The sequence below is a fragment of the Lactococcus nasutitermitis genome (assembly GCF_018403765.1).
GTDB lineage: Bacteria > Bacillota > Bacilli > Lactobacillales > Streptococcaceae > Lactococcus > Lactococcus nasutitermitis.
Genome location: NZ_BOVQ01000004.1, coordinates 254,006 through 270,765, shown reverse-complemented (window position 1 = coordinate 270,765; position 16,760 = coordinate 254,006). Strand labels below are relative to the sequence as shown.

General features: G+C 35.3%; 15 protein-coding genes and 1 other annotated feature. Of the genes, 11 read left to right on the top strand and 4 right to left on the bottom strand.

The window, feature by feature from the left end:
• Nucleotides 1–10 precede the first annotated feature (10 nt).
• From KJS36_RS05630 to purN, 5 genes are all read left to right on the top strand, one after another.
• Entirely contained in the window at nt 11–1,156 is a 1,146-nt protein-coding gene (locus KJS36_RS05630) for a restriction endonuclease subunit S (protein ID WP_213535252.1), read from the top strand.
• Complete coding sequence (locus KJS36_RS05625) at nt 1,153–2,841, top strand: DUF262 domain-containing protein (RefSeq protein ID WP_213535247.1); 1,689 nt, start codon at nt 1,153–1,155, stop codon at nt 2,839–2,841. The genes KJS36_RS05630 and KJS36_RS05625 overlap by 4 nt, the downstream gene beginning before the upstream one ends.
• Nucleotides 2,842–2,972: 131 nt before the next feature.
• Nucleotides 2,973–4,070 carry a hypothetical protein gene (locus KJS36_RS05620; protein WP_213535243.1) on the top strand — a complete coding sequence of 366 codons (1,098 nt, stop codon included), beginning with the start codon at nt 2,973–2,975 and terminating at the stop codon, nt 4,068–4,070.
• Between the two features lie 157 nt (nt 4,071–4,227).
• Nucleotides 4,228–5,250 carry a phosphoribosylformylglycinamidine cyclo-ligase gene (gene purM / locus KJS36_RS05615; RefSeq protein ID WP_213535239.1) on the top strand — a complete coding sequence of 341 codons (1,023 nt, stop codon included), beginning with the start codon at nt 4,228–4,230 and terminating at the stop codon, nt 5,248–5,250.
• Nucleotides 5,247–5,786, top strand: coding sequence for a phosphoribosylglycinamide formyltransferase (purN, locus tag KJS36_RS05610; protein ID WP_213535235.1), 540 nt, complete (start codon nt 5,247–5,249; stop codon nt 5,784–5,786). The genes purM and purN overlap by 4 nt, the downstream gene beginning before the upstream one ends.
• A 109-nt stretch (nt 5,787–5,895) precedes the next feature.
• Here the strand turns inward: purN and treR are convergent, their stop codons facing one another.
• Nucleotides 5,896–6,612 carry a trehalose operon repressor gene (gene treR, locus KJS36_RS05605; protein WP_213535234.1) on the bottom strand — a complete coding sequence of 239 codons (717 nt, stop codon included), beginning with the start codon at nt 6,610–6,612 and terminating at the stop codon, nt 5,896–5,898.
• A gap of 137 nt (nt 6,613–6,749) precedes the next feature.
• Here treR and KJS36_RS05600 point away from each other — a divergent pair, with 137 nt between their 5' ends.
• The 3 genes from KJS36_RS05600 to KJS36_RS05590 all read left to right on the top strand — a co-directional run bounded on the left by KJS36_RS05600 (nt 6,750) and on the right by KJS36_RS05590 (nt 10,670).
• Nucleotides 6,750–7,238 carry a PTS sugar transporter subunit IIA gene (locus tag KJS36_RS05600; protein WP_213535233.1) on the top strand — a complete coding sequence of 163 codons (489 nt, stop codon included), beginning with the start codon at nt 6,750–6,752 and terminating at the stop codon, nt 7,236–7,238.
• A 154-nt stretch (nt 7,239–7,392) separates the two neighbouring features.
• A complete protein-coding gene (locus tag KJS36_RS05595) occupies nt 7,393–8,997 on the top strand; it encodes a PTS transporter subunit EIIC (RefSeq protein WP_213535232.1) in 1,605 nt (534 codons plus the stop codon).
• 56 nt (nt 8,998–9,053) lie between these two features.
• On the top strand, nt 9,054–10,670 hold the full coding sequence (locus KJS36_RS05590) for an alpha,alpha-phosphotrehalase (RefSeq protein WP_213535231.1): 1,617 nt from the start codon (nt 9,054–9,056) through the stop codon (nt 10,668–10,670).
• Nucleotides 10,671–10,708: 38 nt separating this feature from the next.
• On the opposite strand, the gene KJS36_RS05585 is transcribed toward KJS36_RS05590, so the two are convergent.
• The 3 genes from KJS36_RS05585 to KJS36_RS05575 form a co-directional block, all read right to left on the bottom strand.
• Complete coding sequence (locus tag KJS36_RS05585) at nt 10,709–11,566, bottom strand: class A sortase (protein ID WP_244842743.1); 858 nt, start codon at nt 11,564–11,566, stop codon at nt 10,709–10,711.
• Between the two features lie 37 nt (nt 11,567–11,603).
• Nucleotides 11,604–12,752 carry a WxLIP family cell surface protein gene (locus tag KJS36_RS05580; RefSeq protein WP_213535229.1) on the bottom strand — a complete coding sequence of 383 codons (1,149 nt, stop codon included), beginning with the start codon at nt 12,750–12,752 and terminating at the stop codon, nt 11,604–11,606.
• A 247-nt stretch (nt 12,753–12,999) separates the two neighbouring features.
• Nucleotides 13,000–13,623, bottom strand: a complete 624-nt coding sequence (locus KJS36_RS05575) for a glycoside hydrolase family 73 protein (RefSeq protein WP_213535225.1) — start codon at nt 13,621–13,623, stop codon at nt 13,000–13,002.
• A gap of 66 nt (nt 13,624–13,689) precedes the next feature.
• Between KJS36_RS05575 and KJS36_RS05570 the strand changes: the two genes are divergently transcribed.
• From KJS36_RS05570 to KJS36_RS10820, 3 genes are all read left to right on the top strand, one after another.
• Nucleotides 13,690–14,154, top strand: coding sequence for an HAD domain-containing protein (locus tag KJS36_RS05570; protein ID WP_213535222.1), 465 nt, complete (start codon nt 13,690–13,692; stop codon nt 14,152–14,154).
• A gap of 112 nt (nt 14,155–14,266) precedes the next feature.
• Nucleotides 14,267–14,500: a binding site (T-box leader), on the top strand.
• Between the two features lie 257 nt (nt 14,501–14,757).
• Nucleotides 14,758–16,122, top strand: a complete 1,365-nt coding sequence (trpE, locus tag KJS36_RS05565; RefSeq protein ID WP_213535217.1) for an anthranilate synthase component I — start codon at nt 14,758–14,760, stop codon at nt 16,120–16,122.
• A gap of 1 nt (nt 16,123) precedes the next feature.
• On the top strand, nt 16,124–16,705 hold the full coding sequence (locus KJS36_RS10820; protein WP_244842732.1) for an aminodeoxychorismate/anthranilate synthase component II: 582 nt from the start codon (nt 16,124–16,126) through the stop codon (nt 16,703–16,705).
• Nucleotides 16,706–16,760: the final 55 nt, after the last annotated feature.

Sequence of the window (16,760 nt, the reverse complement as noted above, 5' to 3'; positions counted from 1 at the left end):
TCGCCAATCCATGCAAGACAAGCTCAATGGGCTTGAAAAGAGGTATGGTGTGGATTGGCGAGAGTTTAAGATAGGAGATTTATTTGAAGTCGGCACAGGTTCCTTGCTAGATTTGAAGAATTTGCCAGCAGGAAATATTCCGAGAGTTTCTGTCAAAACTGATGAAAATGGTATTATTGGTTATTTTGATACAGAAAATATTGAAGGAGCAAGGCATTTTGAGAATTTTATTTCTGTGAATTTCTTTGGAAAATCTTTTTACCACAAGAAAAAATCATCTCTGGAAATGAAAGTTCATACTCTAAAAATACCAAATCATGACTTTACAAAAAGTGAAGGAATGTATTTTTCTGCATTACTTGATAAGCAGTTACAAGGTTTTAGTTATGGCAATCAGTTGTCAAGTTCAAAATTAAAAAATGAAAATTATAAAATCATACTTCCAACAACAAATAACGAAATCGCTTTCGATTATATCAACGATTTTGTAGAGACGCTCGAAGCCGAGCGTCTCGCAACGCTCGAAGCCGAGCGTCTCGCAACGCTCGAAGCTTACTTAAAAGTAACGGGTCTGAATAATGTGGTGCTGAGCGCCGAAGAGCGCTCCAGCCTTGATAAACTACGGTCGGGAGGTTCTGTTAGTTGGAAAGTATTTAATCTTGAGCAACTGTTTGGCAGGGCAACTCGAGGCAGACGCTTGAAAAGCGCTGATCGAGTTGTCGGAAATTTACCCTTTGTCACAGCAGGCGAGGCAGATATGGGAATTTCTGCTTTTATTGGCAACGATGTACAGGTGTTCTCTGAAAATACGGTTACGATTGATATGTTTGGTTCGGCAAAATATCGCAATTACAAATATGGCGCTGACGACCATGTAGCAGTTGTGCACACTGAAAAATTGGATAAATTTTCAGCGCTATTCACAACGTCGACTATCCACAAATCCGCTCATGCAGGACAGTTTGACTACTCACGAAATTTCTATGCGACTGACGCTGACGAACTGATGATTTCGCTTCCTGTCCGCACTGACGGAAAAATTGACTATGATTTTATGTCAAATTTGATGAGTGCCATGCAGAAAATCGTGATTAAAGGTGTTGTTGAGTGGGCGGATAAGAGGATTGAGTTGACAAGGGGAGCAATCAACAAGTGAATATTAATTTAAAAATTGAGAATTATAGATTAAAAGAACTTTTTTCTGAGAAAGATTTTCTAGAAAAATCAATTTTTGTTATTCCTAGATATCAAAGGGTATACAGCTGGAAAGTTGGAAAGAATGAGATCGAGAATAAACAGGTAAATGATTTTTGGAATGATATTGTAGGTCGTTATGAAAAACAAGAAACAGATTACTTCGGAGGAATTTTACTTAATAAAAAACTTGAAGGTGATATTATTAAATATGAAGTTGTTGATGGTCAGCAGAGGTTGATCACTTCAATTCTTCTTTATGCGGCTCTTGGGAGAAAGTGGGGGGATAGACTTCCAATTGTTCTAGACGTTGACGATGAGAATCAGACAATAAGAAAGATATGTAATAATTGTGAAATTGATAATAGAGAAAAAAGAACTAACATAGGTCGTGCATATTCATTTTTTAAAAATAACATAAGGGGAGTCAATACAGAAAAATTAAAACTATATTTTGAAAATATTAAGCTATCTGTTGCCATTATCGACAATGAATTTGAAAGTAACTTGTTATTTGGACGCCTTAATACAAGAGGCTTGCCACTTTCAGACGTAGAATTGATTAAGTATCATATTTTTAGTAAATTTGATAATCATTCTGGACCAGGTTATGACGATATACCTTTACAGGTTTGGAAACAGATACAGGATAAACTTTCACATTCTATTGATATAAGCTTAAATATTGAAGAATTTATTTATATTTACTGGCGAATAGAAAATCCTGTAATAGAATTTTCATTTGATAATTTTAAATCAAGATATTCAGAGGAACATTATTTATCGGAGTTTCTATCTAAAATACTAGAACTGGTTTTGAAAGTTGAAAAATATAAAGTTAATGATTCAGGAAGTGATAATGGTATTGGAGATAATTTAAGTTGGTTATTTAAATTCAAAATTGGTTATAGAAATAAAAATACTTTACTTGCAGTAATAAAAGTACTATCAACTGACTTAAACGATAGTGATAAAAGAAATATAATAGACTTAATCACCCTTATGGAAGCTATTCGATTCATCCTAGAAATTAAAGGAGTGGAAAGAGATTTTGACAAATTAGATTATTTTTATAATAAAACTATTCTTGAAATAGGTGAGAATGCAATATATGATGAACTTATAAAAGTTATCCGAAATAATTATCAGAATAAAAAGCTTGTAGTAGAAAATATATCTCAATTACGATATGTTAAGAATTCGATTAAGATACCAAATAAATCTGATGAAAAATTAATGTCTGGATTTGTGCTTTATCGACTTTCAGGTTTATCAAATGATCAGAATATATCTGTGGAACATATATTAGACAAGGCACTTGGTAAAAATGAGGAATCACCCAATTTCAATCTTGGTAACCTAGTATTGTTAGAAAGTAGATATAATACTAGCTTACCAGCTCTGGAAACAAATAAATTAACGAATGAAAAATTAGATATTTATAATCAATCGGGACTTATTTCAATGAGAGAATTTCTTAACAGGAAAAAGAGGCAGACAAAGGGATGGAAAGTTGCAGAAGGAGACAGATGGGATCCTTTAAACTTTACTTTTAGGGACATAGAATCGCGTGCAAAATATCTTGCAGAAGATTTTTATCGCTTATTCAAAAATCATATTATCGAATATGATGATAGGCAAAGATAAATAAAAAGTTTAATTTATTAGTTCCAACAATATTTCTAATGGATACAAATGTGCTGTGAGTGAAAAATCGTAAAAGAATAACTTAATAAATTTATTAAAGAGCAATGTTTAATGTTTTAGAGAGAAAATAGATGGATATACATATACATACGATTAATGTCAGAGATTATATTGGGTTTTTAGCAGCTGCGAATTGGCTAGATTGGGATGGTTCACAGAAACTTAAACATTTAAATTCTGAAAGTATGCAATTACGAGAGCTGTTGAAATCAAAAGGAATAAAATACGATGATTTAAAGAAGGTTTTAACGCCAAATACTCAAAAAAGAGAGATTGGGCTATTTTTTGATACGTCTCAAATCAAAGAATCATTTTATGGAGAAGCGATATTCAATAAAATTTTGCCATTACTTGATAAAGTTAAAACACATGCAATATTTTCAGGAGATATAATTGTTCCTGAAGTTGGGGGAAAAAGAGATAATGAAATTTATCTAAAATTCATTAGAGAAATAAACGTCTTGCATCTCCCATTTTCACAATTTGTCTCACAGTATTTTGTTGTATATTTAAATAACATCGATGAAACTGAGCTTTTGGAAATAATTAATGGACTTTCGGAGACTCCTTCATTTACGGGTTTTGCTGATTTAAGTCACTTTTGCTTTGTAAAGGAGCTAGTTGCTCTGTCTGTTGGGCAAACTGCTCTAAAATTTAGAAACAAAATAATTCTACCGGAGGCGGAATCAACAATTGAGGGTGAAAATTTATCAATATATCCTTTTTCAAAATATGGTTTTGAAGCGGTGGGGATAGATGAGTGGTATTATGGAATATTTTTACAATATAAAATAGAAACAAGATTTATTGATCAGGAAGATTTATTGTTAAGTTTAAATTTTTTAAATCCAAATCCTACTCCTTTAGAAAGCTTTAGAGTCTTAGTGGAACCCTCAAAATTTGAATATATAACAACAAATGAGAATCATAATTTGTCAATTGTCAGGAAAGTAGGAATTGATAAGATGATACTTTCAGATTTTGAAAAAGTAATTTATGAAAAAATAAAAATTAGTTATATTTATAATCTCAAAGTGGATCAGTATATAGCTAGGTTTAATACAAAATTTGAATTTGAAAATTTAAATCATGTGGGTGTGTCATCTCTTTTAGCAAGTTTTGAATACAATTTTAATGAAAATATTTTGAGACTACTCACGATGTTTTGAATAATAGGTTAAAGAGTGAGATATTAAATTAAAAAATAGTAATGTGTTATTTCCGAACGATTCAATCAAAAAGTTTCAGTACTACCTGCTGAAACTTTTTTTATGTTTGAAAATCATTTAACATGGAAGTAGAATAAAATAAATCAGAAAATGGAGAATGACAGTGTCTGAGAATGCGTATGCAAAATCTGGGGTAGATGTAGAAGCAGGATATGAGGTGGTTTCTCGTATTAAGAAGCATGTTGCTAAAACCGAACGTTTGGGTGTGCTTGGGGCGCTGGGTGGTTTTGGTGGAAGTTTTGATTTATCTGTGCTTGATGTAAAAGAGCCTGTATTGATTTCGGGGACAGATGGTGTAGGGACGAAGTTGCAGCTTGCGATTGAGTTCAATCGTCATGAGTCGATTGGGATTGATTGTGTGGCGATGTGTGTCAATGATATTATCGCAGCAGGGGCTGAGCCACTTTATTTTCTGGACTATATCGCGATTGGAAAGACAAAGCCTGAGAAATTAGAACACGTGATTGCTGGTGTTGCTGAGGGGTGTGTACAGGCAGGTGCTGCGCTGATTGGTGGTGAGACGGCGGAACATCCGGGTGTCATGCCTGAGGATGATTATGATATTGCTGGTTTTGCGGTCGGGATTGCAGAGAAGTCGCAGTTGATTGATGGTGAGAAAAATGTGCAGGTTGGAGATGTGCTGATTGGTTTGCCATCTTCTGGCATTCACTCAAATGGTTATTCTTTGGTGCGTAAAGTTTTTGCAGATGTTGATAAGTCAGAAGTTTTGCCAGAGTTAGGAAAGCCATTGATTGATGAGTTGCTTACGCCGACAAAGATTTATGTGAAAGAGTTGTTGCCTTCAATTCATGAACATAAAATCAAGGGAATTGCACATATCACAGGTGGTGGCTTCGATGAGAATTTACCAAGAATGTTTGGAAATGACTTGACAGCGGAGATTACTGAGGGAAGTTGGGAAATTTTACCGATTTTCAAGCTTCTTGAAAAAGTTGGTAAGATTAAGCATGAAGAAATGTATCAAATTTTCAATATGGGGCTTGGGATGGTGCTTGCTGTTGCGCCTGATGAAGTTGAAAATGTTCTGTCAGATTTGACGGAAGCGAAAATTATTGGAAAAATGGTTGAGCGCAAGGATAAGGCGGTTATTATCAAATGAAAATAGCGGTTTTTGCTTCGGGAAATGGCTCAAATTTTCAGGTGCTGGCGGAGAAATTTCCAGAGAATGTGACAGTTGTTTTCTCTGATCATCGGGATGCTTATGTGCTGAAACGTGCAGAAAAGTTGGGAGTTTTGGCGGTAAGTTTTGAGCTGAAAGAGTTTGCAACGAAGATAGATTATGAGCAAAAAATTGTTCAGTTGCTTGATGACAATGAGATTGATTTATTGGTTCTTGCTGGCTATATGAAGATTATCGGTTCGACTTTACTTGCGCAATACAAGGGAAAAATTATCAATATTCATCCGTCTTATTTGCCACATTTTGCAGGAAGTCCGCATGCGATTGAGGAGTCTCACGCAGCACAATGTGGTTTAGGGGTGACTGTGCATTATGTTGATGAAGGGCTGGATACAGGAAAAATTATTGCACAACGTGAGTTGAATTATCTTTCAAATTTGGCACTTTATGAAAAATCTGTACATGAGCTGGAATATCAACTATATCCCGAAGTGATAAAAAAATTAATACAATAAAAAAATCCTACATGAGATAGGATTTTTTTATTGTATATTATTTTGAGTTTTTAAGGTAAAAATATAAAATTAAAAAATATTTAAGTAATTAATTAGATATTTTTTATACTTAGCGTTTTTGTCTGCGGGCAATTTCTGTAAAGCGAAATTTATCTACTTGGTGACGACTTTCGGTATATTGAAAAGGAGTATTATCTGCGAGATAGACATGACTTTTAACGGATACGATATGTCTATCTTGGGGAGTGAGGTCAAGCAATTCAAGGTCTTCTTCGCTTACGAAATCAATCGTAATCTCTTTTTGAGCATAGGCAATATCAAGATTGAGAGTATTTTCTAAATAGGCGTAAATAGAATCTTGAGCAATTTCTTTTGTTAAGTTGCCTGCAAAATCTTTACGTAAAAAATCACGGTCAAGTACAGTAAATTTACCATCAATTTGTCTTCTGCGTAAGATATGATAGGCTTCAGAATTCAAAGGGAAGCCGGTTAGAGCTGACAGTTCTTGATTAATAGTAATTTCTCCAAAAATAGTGACTTCTGTTTTACTTTGAAATCCTAAAGAGGTTTGAAGTTCTTTAAAAGAAGTAAGTCCAGAAATAGGAAAGAGTAATTTTTCATGAGAAATGACAATACTTCCATAGCCATGACGGCGTTGTATAAGTCCATTTTCTTCTAAAATTTTTAGTGCTTGTCTCACTGTCGCGCGACTTGAAGCATATTGTTTAGCAAGCTCATTTTCACTAGGAAGAAGATCGTTTTCTTTATATATATCTTTAAAAATTTTTTGTTCTAAATCAGTAACAATGATTTCATATTTCTTCATACTTCATATTTTATCAAAAAAAAGTGGAAATGCAATAAAAAAAATAGTTTAGCGCTTGCAAAAAGCGATTACATTTGTTATACTTTACTTGTACGTACAAGTTGTTTGATTTTTTAATAAAATAGTAAGGAGAAAAGATGTTTGGTTTTGGAAAAAAGAAAAAAGAACTGATAGATGACTCAAAGCTTTATGCTCCAGTTAGTGGAGAGCTTGTTAAGTTAGATACAGTTTCAGACCCTATTTTTGCTCAAAAGGTAATGGGAGATGGTTTTGCGATTGAACCTGATAGTGGAAAGATTCTAAGTCCTGTTGCGGGTGAAATAACGGTAAAACAAGGACATGCTGTTGGATTTAAACGAGTAGATGGTTTGGAAGTCCTTCTTCATTTAGGAATTGATACAGTAAGCCTTAATGGTGCACCATTCACATTAAAAGTTGCTGTGGGAGATATTGTAGAAGCAGGCGATGAATTAGGAAAAGCAGATTGGTCACAAGTTGAAGCAGCAGGACTTCCGAAAACAACGATGGTATTAGTTACTAATACTGCTGATAAATTGGCACATTTGACAGTCAACTATGGTCCGACAACAGCTGGTACTGTTGTTGGTGAAGCACAGGCAAAATAAATTTTTATGCAATTTTGATAAAGTTATCATACTTCATAGATAATAGATAAACTTTTGACTTTATTTATACTATGGTAAATGTTGGAACATCGTTTCATTAGATTTTATAAAATATTATTGGAAAGACTACTTAATAAGTAGTGAAGGTGGCCTCATGGCAGATTACACACAACTGGCGACAGATATTATCGCTGGGGTTGGTGGCGCTGAAAACGTCACGAAAGTTATTCATTGTATTACGCGTTTGCGTTTTACACTTGTTGACAAGGATAGGGCAAACGCTGAAGTGCTTCAAAGTCTATCAGCTAAAGGAGTACCAGCTATTACGGCTCTTTATAATGCCAATCTTAATCAGTATCAAGTGGTTATTGGTCAGGCAGTTGAAGATGTTTATGATGAAGTTGTTAATCAACTTGGAGATTCAGTTGTTGATGCTGATGCAACAAATGCAGCTGTTGCTGAAACTGGTGGCGTTAAAGGAAAAGGTTCTAAAAATCCATTTGTACGCGCTTTTCAAGTTGTTATTGGTACAATCACTGGTTCGATGATTCCAATTATTGGATTACTTGCTGCCGGTGGTATGATTAATGGATTATTGAATATGTTTGTTAAAGGAAATAACATTTTTAATGTTATTGACCCTAGTAGCTCAACTTACATCATTGTATCTACACTTGCAATGACTCCATTTTATTTCTTGCCTGTTCTTGTTGGGTTTTCTGCAGCAAAACAACTTGCACCAAAGGATAGTTCACTTCAATTTATTGCAGCGGCAGTTGGTGGATTTATGATTAATCCAGGAATTACTAATCTTGTCAATGCTCATGTTGGTACAAATGCAGCGGGAAAAAATATTGTAGTTGAAGCAGCAGCACCAATTGCACATTTGTTTGGTGTTACTTTCAATACTAGTTATTTTGGTATTCCTGTTGACTTGCCTAGTTATGCTTATACGATCTTCCCAATTATTGTGGGTGTTGCGATTGCGAAACCTATCAATGCTTGGTTGAAGAAGGTATTGCCACTTGCTTTGCGTCCAATTTTCCAACCAATGATTACTTTCTTTGTAACGGCTTCTATTGTTCTATTGCTCGTAGGTCCAGTTATTTCAACACTTTCATCTGGTTTGTCCTTCCTGATTGACCATGCACTTTCATTCAATCTTGGAATTGCTGGTATCATCGTTGGTGGACTTTATCAATGTTTGGTTATTTTCGGACTTCACTGGTTGGTTGTACCACTTATTTCTCAACAGATTGCAGCAACAGGCGAATCATCACTTAATATGATTGCTTCATTTACAATGTTAGCACAAGGTGCTGGCGCATTAGCTGTCTTCTTCAAATCTCGTAAATCAGACCTTAAAGGATTATCATTACCAGCTGCAATTTCTGCTTTCTGCGGAGTAACGGAGCCTGCGATGTATGGGATTAACTTGAAATATAGTCGCGTCTTTATCATGAGTTCGATTGGTGCAGCAGTTGGTGCTGGAATTGGTGGCTTCTTTAATCTTCATATGTATGGTTTCTCTGGATCACTTATCGGTTTCCCTAATTTTTCAGCAACGCACGTTTATAATCCAACACTTCATAAAATGGTAGAAGGAAATCCGAATAATTTCTTGATTTTCTGGATTGCAACGATTGCTTGTGTTGTCGTATCAATGGTACTTGTTTGGATGTTTGGTTATAAAGACACAGATGTGATGGGAGCAGGCGTTGAAAAGAAGAATGCTTTCAAAGATGCTGTGTCAAAATAAAATATTTGGAGGTGGTCGGTGCAACTTCCGACTGCTTTTTTGAATGAGGAGAAAATATGAGTTTACATGATAAAGTTATTTATCAAATCTATCCGAAATCGTATCTTGATACGACAGGTTCTGGTATTGGAGATTTAAAAGGAGTAACGAAAAAACTTCCTTATGTAGCAGAACTTGGCGTTGATATGATTTGGTTGAATCCTTTTTATCCAAGCCCTCAAAGAGATAATGGCTATGATATTTCAAATTATAAAGAAATTGACCCGATGTTTGGAACTTTTGAAGATTTTGATGCAATGATTGCGGAAGGAAAGAAGTATGGGATTGAGTTTATGCTTGATATGGTACTGAATCATGTGTCAATAGAGCATGAATGGTTTAAAAAAGCTTTGGCTGGAGATAGCTATTATCAAGACTTCTTTATTTTACGTGATGAGCCGACGGATTGGGTTTCAAAGTTTGGTGGGAATGCTTGGGCGCCTTTTGGAGATACGGGGAAATATTATTTGCATTTATACGATATTTCACAGGCAGACCTTAATTGGCGGAATGAAAATGTACGTCGGGAACTTTTTGATGTTGTAAATTTTTGGCGAGCAAAAGGAATTTTAGGTTTTCGTTTTGATGTGTTGAATGTAATTGGGAAAGATGAAGTATTAAAAAATAATCCTGTGGATGGTGGGAAGTTTGAATATACAGATAAACCTATCGTGCATGATTATATTCAGCTCTTAAATAAGGCAACTTTTGGTCAATCAGAAAATGCTGTGACTGTAGGCGAGATGAGTTCTACCAGTATTCAAAATTCGATTTTATATACGCGTTCTGATCGTCATGAATTAAATATGGTCTTTAATTTTCAACATTTGAAAGTAGATTATGCAGACGGAGAAAAATGGACAAAAATGCCTTTTGATTTTGCACAACTTCGTGATATTTTCCATCATTGGGGTGAGCAAATGTCAGAAAATGGTGGATGGAGTGCTTTGTTCTGGAATAATCATGATCAACCACGTGCATTGAACCGTTTTGTTGATGTGAAGAATTTTCGAGTAAAAGGAGCAACAATGCTTGCGGCAAGTATCCATTTGAGCCGTGGGACACCATTCATTTACATGGGAGAAGAAATTGGGATGATTGACCCTGATTTTACCAGTGTAGATGATTATGTGGATTTGGAAGCTTTAAATGCTTATCATGAATTGTTAAGTCAGGGAGTGGCAGAAGCGGAAGCATTTGAGATTTTGAAAACGAAGTCACGGGATAATGCAAGAACTCCTATGCAATGGGACGGAAATGAAAAAGCTGGCTTTACCACAGGGAAACCTTGGATTGCAGTTGGAAATCATTCTGAAATCAATGTGGCAGCGGATAAAAATGGTGAAATTTATGATTTCTATAAAAAGTTGATTGCTTTGCGTAAATCAGAAAAATTGATTTCTGATGGGACTTATGAAGCTGCAATGAAAGAATCAAATGATATCTACGCTTTTATCCGTGAGTTTGGAGAGGAAAAGTTGTTGGTACTTAATAACTTTAGAAATCATCCAGTTCAGTTTGAACTACCTGATGAATTTGCGGGTGCGACGATTTGGATAAATAACTATGAGGATTATGAAAAAGGAAGCTTGAAGCCTTATCAAACAGTTGCTTTTCTAAAAAATAAGTTTTAAATAAAATAAAAGCTAGTCTATATAGACTAGCTTTTATTTTATAAACGCCAAATGAAGATTAAGAATGCGCAAGCGATAATAAGTGTGATGATAAGAGGTAAAATGAACTCTGTTGTATAACGTTTTGTGTTTTTTTGGGTAAGTTCATGTGTAGAATTTTCAAAAGAGCTTTTTATTTTTTGAGTATTTACATTTTTAACTTTTTTGGCTGTTACAAGCACACGATAAGGAGTTTCTGTAGATTGATTACAAGTGACAAGGAAGATATAATTGGGACCTTTATTTGCTAAAAGGTCGGTATCTGTTGCTTTGATAATTGTGTTTTTTTCGACTTTATATTCATAATAATCATTCATATAGCGAACATAAACACTGTCTCCTTTATTTAATTGTTGGATACCGCCAAATAATAGCCAATAGCCCCATTGTAACCAGTTCCCCCCATGATGACCAATCAAAGTAAGTGAACTTTTGTCAGGCGCTCTATTAGGAAATAAACTAACAACACCGTAGGTCATATTTTCATCAGTTAGACCAACAAAAATTGGTTGATTGATTGAAACTTTTGGGATAACGACTTGTCCAATAGCGTACTGATTCATTGTTCCATCGGAATTTTTGGAATTTTGAGCGCCGGCTATTGCTGATTGTAATGATGGTGCTTTAATTGGTTGAGCTGTTGGTATTTTTTTTGGCATTTCTGTATGGATTTTTACTTCAGCTGTGTGTGTGTGACTGGCAATTAAAAAGTATTTGCTAAAAGGAATGGCAATTACAATTAGAGCGAGAAAAGTCAGCAGAGTAATGACAATTTTTATTAAGAGGTTATCTTTTTTATTTTTATTCTCATTTTTCATTCTATAAGCCTTAAAGTAAAGGGCGACTATTTTTGCCATATTCTGTCAAAAGTAGTCGCCCTCTGAGTTCTGATAATTAATTATCAGATTTTTCTTTGAGTTGTTTTTCTAATTCTGCGATTTTTGCATCTTTTTCACTGTCATCATCGTCATCTTTTTTGCGACGTTTCCAGAGGATAATAAAGAGGATGAGGAGAAGAAGGATAATGATGATTATCGCGATAATCCAAGCTGTATAAGATTTTTCAGGTTTAATCGTGACATCTTTGGCATTTAATTCTTTTGCTTTTGCTGCTGTGATTGTGAAGTCACGGGTAAATTGCCATTTATAATCAAATTTTTGCGTTTTACCTTGGCTATCAATCATGCTGTATTTGCCATTTGTAGCATCTTTTTGACCATAAGCTGTCAGAGTAAGGCGATATTTTCCAGCTTGTAACTTTTTGCCGTTACCTAAAGCAACTGGATAATTAAAGTTAGAGTTAGGAGCCATTTGCATCATTTCTTTGTTGGCTTTGTATTCTAACTTAGTATTTGTAATACCTTTAATATCGGCTTGGGCATAAAAACTATTGAGGTAAGTAGCTTCTGGATTTTGCAGGTTTGCATTTATGACGTTGCGGTAATTTACTTGTCCAGGTGCAACAGTATTCATTTTGAGATTCGGAGAAACTGGATTTTGATTTTGTTGCATGAGAAGTGCAACGACGTAAGCATATTTGTTTTGAATGCTCAATCCTTTTTTCTTAGAAGAACTTTTTGTTGTATCTGAGGTTTTTTCTTGGAAAGTTAAACCACCAGCCATGACGCCTGTGAAGTTCTTGTTAGGCATCGTTACTTTGATGTTTACTTTTTTTACTGATTTAGGAGGAAGACTTACTTCTGAGGGAAGCGTAACATAGTCTTTCATGTTGTATTTCAGTGTTGCATCTGGTTTGATGTTGTTTGGTGAATACTCAACAACACCATTAATGTTTGTCGTGGCGCTTGCAAGTCCTTCTTCCACAATGACTGTTTTGTTGGTTGAGTTTGAAAGTTCAACGGTTATTGTTTGGCTTGCCCCTGGGGACATTTTTAGGTCGAAATAGGAATTAGATCCTATTTGATTGCTTGGTAAATCTGCTTTTACACTAAAACTAAATTCATTTGCAGAAACAGAATGTGAAAATAGAGTTATAATTCCTAGCAGAAAGGCAAAAATTATAAACTTTTTATTTTTTTTCATTTAATATATCTCCTTAATTATGAGTTTTTTGATGTTTGTTAAGCTTTATTAGCTTACAAATGTACATTAAAAGAAAAATTGAAATGAAATATTCTATTTACATAACCAAAAACAGCTTTTAATATAACATGTTTATATTATATCATAAATTTAACTTTATTTAAAAATAAAGTGCAATATAATGTTTGTGGTAGCGAAATATTTCTTTTTGGTTGATATAATTTTACGTTTGTATTTAAAAAGAGAGTTACATTGTGTCGTACTTGTTAAGATGATAAGTTTCAATAAGAGAGATGAGTTTGTTTGCGTAATCAGGGTCAGTAGCATAGCCGGAGCTTTGAACAGCATGAGCTGCCGTTTTATAATTTTTTGCAGCTAAAACACTAGCGTATTGTTTCGGGTTCCATGTGGTACCTTTTGTGAAAAGTCTTGTATGACCTAAAACGGAAGCTTCGAAATTTTGATAAACTCTGAAAGAACCTTGAATAGTTATCCATTGATTATTTTCGTATTCTTGAGTATTAAGTTTTATTGTGGGGACGTCGCCATAGGATTTTACGCCAAATAAATTATGATATTTGCTGGCGAGAAGACTTTGACCAAAGTCACTTTCTAAACAGGCTTGGGCAATGGTAAGAGAGGAGAGAACGTGTTCTTCTTTCTGAGCTTTTTGGGCAAGTGGAGCAACAGTGCGAATGAAATTATAACGAATCATTGTTTGAAGTTGTGTAGAGAGTTCATGTTGTGATACTGCTTCGTTAGCATTTAGAATGTTGAGATTAAAGCCGCAAAAAACGAGGAGAACGATAACTAATTTGGAAAAAAGTGAGAGTAGATGATGACTTTTCTTTTGCTTTACTTGTTTTTTCATTTTTCTAGTGTAGCACAATTTCGATGAGCTTTGCTAAAATTTGAGAAAATTTGTTATACTAGGATTATGAAAACGATAATATTGCTAGATATAGACGGTGTTTTGTTGTCAATGGGAGAAATACCAAAAGAAGCGCTCAAAGTGGGAGATTTTGTGGTGCGAGCTTCTTTGAAAAACTGGCTCCAGGAAATGAGTGAGCAGGTAGAGATTGTTTGGTGTAGTTCTTGGCAGGAAAAATCAGATGTTTTTGCAGAATTATTAGGATTTGAGACAAGGGGTTGGTTAGATTTTTCGGGGAAACGTGAGAAAAATTATCTATGGAATAAGTTGGAGATTATTGAAGAATTTTGTGCAAAGCGAGAGAATTGTCGTTTTGTTTTGATTGATGATAATGCTAATTCTTGGTTGATTGTGCCATCACTTGTTTTGCAAAAGGCTAAAGATGAAGGACGATTACTGGTTGTGCGTCCGTTTGCCTATACAGGGATTTCTGATAGTGAAATGATGGAAATTAGTCGTTGGATTGGGTGAAATGTTGTTTTTGTGATAATATATTTTTTGACAGAATTGTCAAAAAATATTTGATGATAGATTTCAACTCATTTTTTCAATCAAATTTTTGACAAAACTGTCAAAAAAGTTTATAATCTTGATAGTATCAGAAGAGTAGTTTTTATAGGAAAATTTTCAGGAAGTCTGTGTTTGTGCGAGCAGATAATTTTCTAGAAATGAATGGACTGATAGGAAGATATGAGATTTGAAACAATAAAAATCACGGTTGCTCCCGTTAAAAAGCCACTCGTTGTTGGACGAGGCAAAGAAGATACTTTTGAAGTATCTTGAATTACGGTGGTACCGCGCAATATACGCCCGTAGAGTATTTTTTACTCTGCGGGTTTTTTGTATTATTTTTTATAGTTAGAAAATGGAGATTTTTGATGAAAATTATTTTTGACAGGGCTACAAACTTACAACTTCGTTATAAGTTCACCCTGTCCGAGAAGGCTGAGAATAAATTGTCTAGCCCCTACGGCAATTCTGTCAAAAATTTTGAACTGTTTTACAGACGATGGCAAAGCTGTCAAAAATGTTTATGGACGGAAAATGAATTTTTACAAAAAGAAAGAGAATAAAATGAGAATAAAAAAAGAAATCAGTGCGGATAGTTTGACGCCAATCTCTGTGTATCTGCGTTTGACAGGAAAAAATAAAATTATTTTGGAATCAATTCCGCGGGAAAATGACCAATCACGTTTTTCAATCATTGCGGTGAATCCTGTACATCATATTAAATTTGACAAAAATGTGCTGACGATTGATGACAAAGCTGTCAAAACAGATAATCCACTGAAAACAATAGAAAATCTAGTCGCGCGACCAGAAGATGAAAATGACGGATTGCCATTTGCCAGCGGTGCTATTGGTTATGCAGGCTTTGACACTTATGGCATTTACGAAAATATCCAAGTTGAACTGAAAGACAAAATTGGCACGCCAGACATTTATTTCATGCTCTACGAGAGTTACGTGATTTTTGACCACAAACGTGAGAAGTTGATTTTGATTGAGGACAATGTTTACAGCCAACGGGATGAGCAAGCTCTTGAAAATGAGCTTTCAAAAAAATTGACAGAACTGTCAAAAATGACAGCAAGCGAAAATGCACCAAGACAGCTTAAAAAGATGACATTTACGAGCAATACGACGCAAGAAAACTTTGAAAATAAAGTCAGTCAAGCTCGAGAACTCATTCACAACGGTGATATGTTCCAAATCGTGATTTCGCAACGTTTGACAGCAGATTTCACAGCAGAACCATTTGACTACTACCGAGAGTTGCGCGTGGAAAATCCATCTTCTTATATGTATTTCTTAGAATTTGATAATTTCCATGTCATCGGTAGCTCGCCTGAGCGTCTCGTTGCCGTGCAAAATGGCATTGTCTCAACCAATCCAATCGCCGGAACAAGAAAACGTGGCGAAAGTGAAGAAGAAGACAATCAGCTCATTGAAGAACTTGAAAACGATGAGAAAGAAACTGCCGAGCATAAAATGCTTGTTGACCTAGGCAGAAACGATATCGGTAAGATTGCCGAATACGGCTCAGTTGAAGTTCCTGTTTTCATGAAAGTCGAGAAATATCGCTACGTCATGCACATCACAAGTGAAGTCAAAGGAAAACTCCGTCCAGAATTTACAGCGATGGATGCCCTGATTTCCACATTGCCAGCAGGAACGCTCTCGGGTGCACCGAAAAATCGTGCCTACAAACGCATTTATGAGTTTGAACAGGATAAACGTGGAATTTATGGTGGGGCAGTCGGCTACCTCACGAAACATGGAAATAGCGATTTTGCGATTGCTATTCGCACGATGATTTTAAAAGACGGCAAAGCAAATGTTCAAGCAGGTGCTGGGATTGTTTACGATAGTGACCCAGCCAGCGAATATCAAGAAACGCTGAACAAAGCGCGTGGCTTGCTAGAGATTGGAGAATAACATGGAAATTTTAATAATAGATAACTATGATAGTTTTACCTACAACCTTGCGCAGTACGTTGGTTCGCTCGCAGATACGACGGTAAAAGTTTTGCGCAATAATGATGCTAAGCTTTATGAAGCAGCAGAAAAAGCGGATGCTTTGATATTTTCACCTGGCCCAGGTTGGCCCGCAGATGCTGGAAAAATGGAAGAAATGATAAAAGACTTTGCAGGAAAAAAGCCGATTTTAGGAGTTTGTCTAGGTTTTCAAGCGATTGTCGAAGTTTTTGGAGGCAAATTACGTCTCGCACACACTGTACGTCACGGAAAAACGTCGAAAATCCGTCAAACTTCTGGTAATCAGCTCTTTGCAGGACTTGCCAATAAATTTTTCGTCATGCGTTATCACTCGATTGTCATGGACGAAGGACAAGCCCTGCCAGACTTTGCCATCACAGCAGTTTCGATGGATGACGGCGAAATCATGGCGATAGAAAATGAAAAACTACAACTTTACGGCTTACAATTTCACCCAGAAAGCATTGGCACACTTGACGGTATGACAATGATTGAAAACTTTGTGAAGGCAAATTCTCATTAAGCAAGTTTATATAAAAGGTCAAAATAATCCAAAAAATATATTCACCAGAAAAAGG

Excerpts from the sequence above, each read along its gene's own strand:
- KJS36_RS05630 (WP_213535252.1), top strand. The coding sequence starts at position 11 with ATGCAAGACAAGCTCAATGGGCTTGAAAAGAGGTATGGTGTGGATTGG.
- KJS36_RS05620 (WP_213535243.1), top strand. The coding sequence starts at position 2,973 with ATGGATATACATATACATACGATTAATGTCAGAGATTATATTGGGTTT.
- purM (WP_213535239.1), top strand. The coding sequence starts at position 4,228 with ATGACAGTGTCTGAGAATGCGTATGCAAAATCTGGGGTAGATGTAGAA.
- purN (WP_213535235.1), top strand. The coding sequence starts at position 5,247 with ATGAAAATAGCGGTTTTTGCTTCGGGAAATGGCTCAAATTTTCAGGTG.
- treR (WP_213535234.1), bottom strand. The coding sequence starts at position 6,612 with ATGAAGAAATATGAAATCATTGTTACTGATTTAGAACAAAAAATTTTT.
- KJS36_RS05600 (WP_213535233.1), top strand. The coding sequence starts at position 6,750 with ATGTTTGGTTTTGGAAAAAAGAAAAAAGAACTGATAGATGACTCAAAG.
- KJS36_RS05595 (WP_213535232.1), top strand. The coding sequence starts at position 7,393 with ATGGCAGATTACACACAACTGGCGACAGATATTATCGCTGGGGTTGGT.
- KJS36_RS05590 (WP_213535231.1), top strand. The coding sequence starts at position 9,054 with ATGAGTTTACATGATAAAGTTATTTATCAAATCTATCCGAAATCGTAT.
- KJS36_RS05585 (WP_244842743.1), bottom strand. The coding sequence starts at position 11,566 with ATGGCAAAAATAGTCGCCCTTTACTTTAAGGCTTATAGAATGAAAAAT.
- KJS36_RS05580 (WP_213535229.1), bottom strand. The coding sequence starts at position 12,752 with ATGAAAAAAAATAAAAAGTTTATAATTTTTGCCTTTCTGCTAGGAATT.
- KJS36_RS05575 (WP_213535225.1), bottom strand. The coding sequence starts at position 13,623 with ATGAAAAAACAAGTAAAGCAAAAGAAAAGTCATCATCTACTCTCACTT.
- KJS36_RS05570 (WP_213535222.1), top strand. The coding sequence starts at position 13,690 with ATGAAAACGATAATATTGCTAGATATAGACGGTGTTTTGTTGTCAATG.
- trpE (WP_213535217.1), top strand. The coding sequence starts at position 14,758 with ATGAGAATAAAAAAAGAAATCAGTGCGGATAGTTTGACGCCAATCTCT.
- KJS36_RS10820 (WP_244842732.1), top strand. The coding sequence starts at position 16,124 with ATGGAAATTTTAATAATAGATAACTATGATAGTTTTACCTACAACCTT.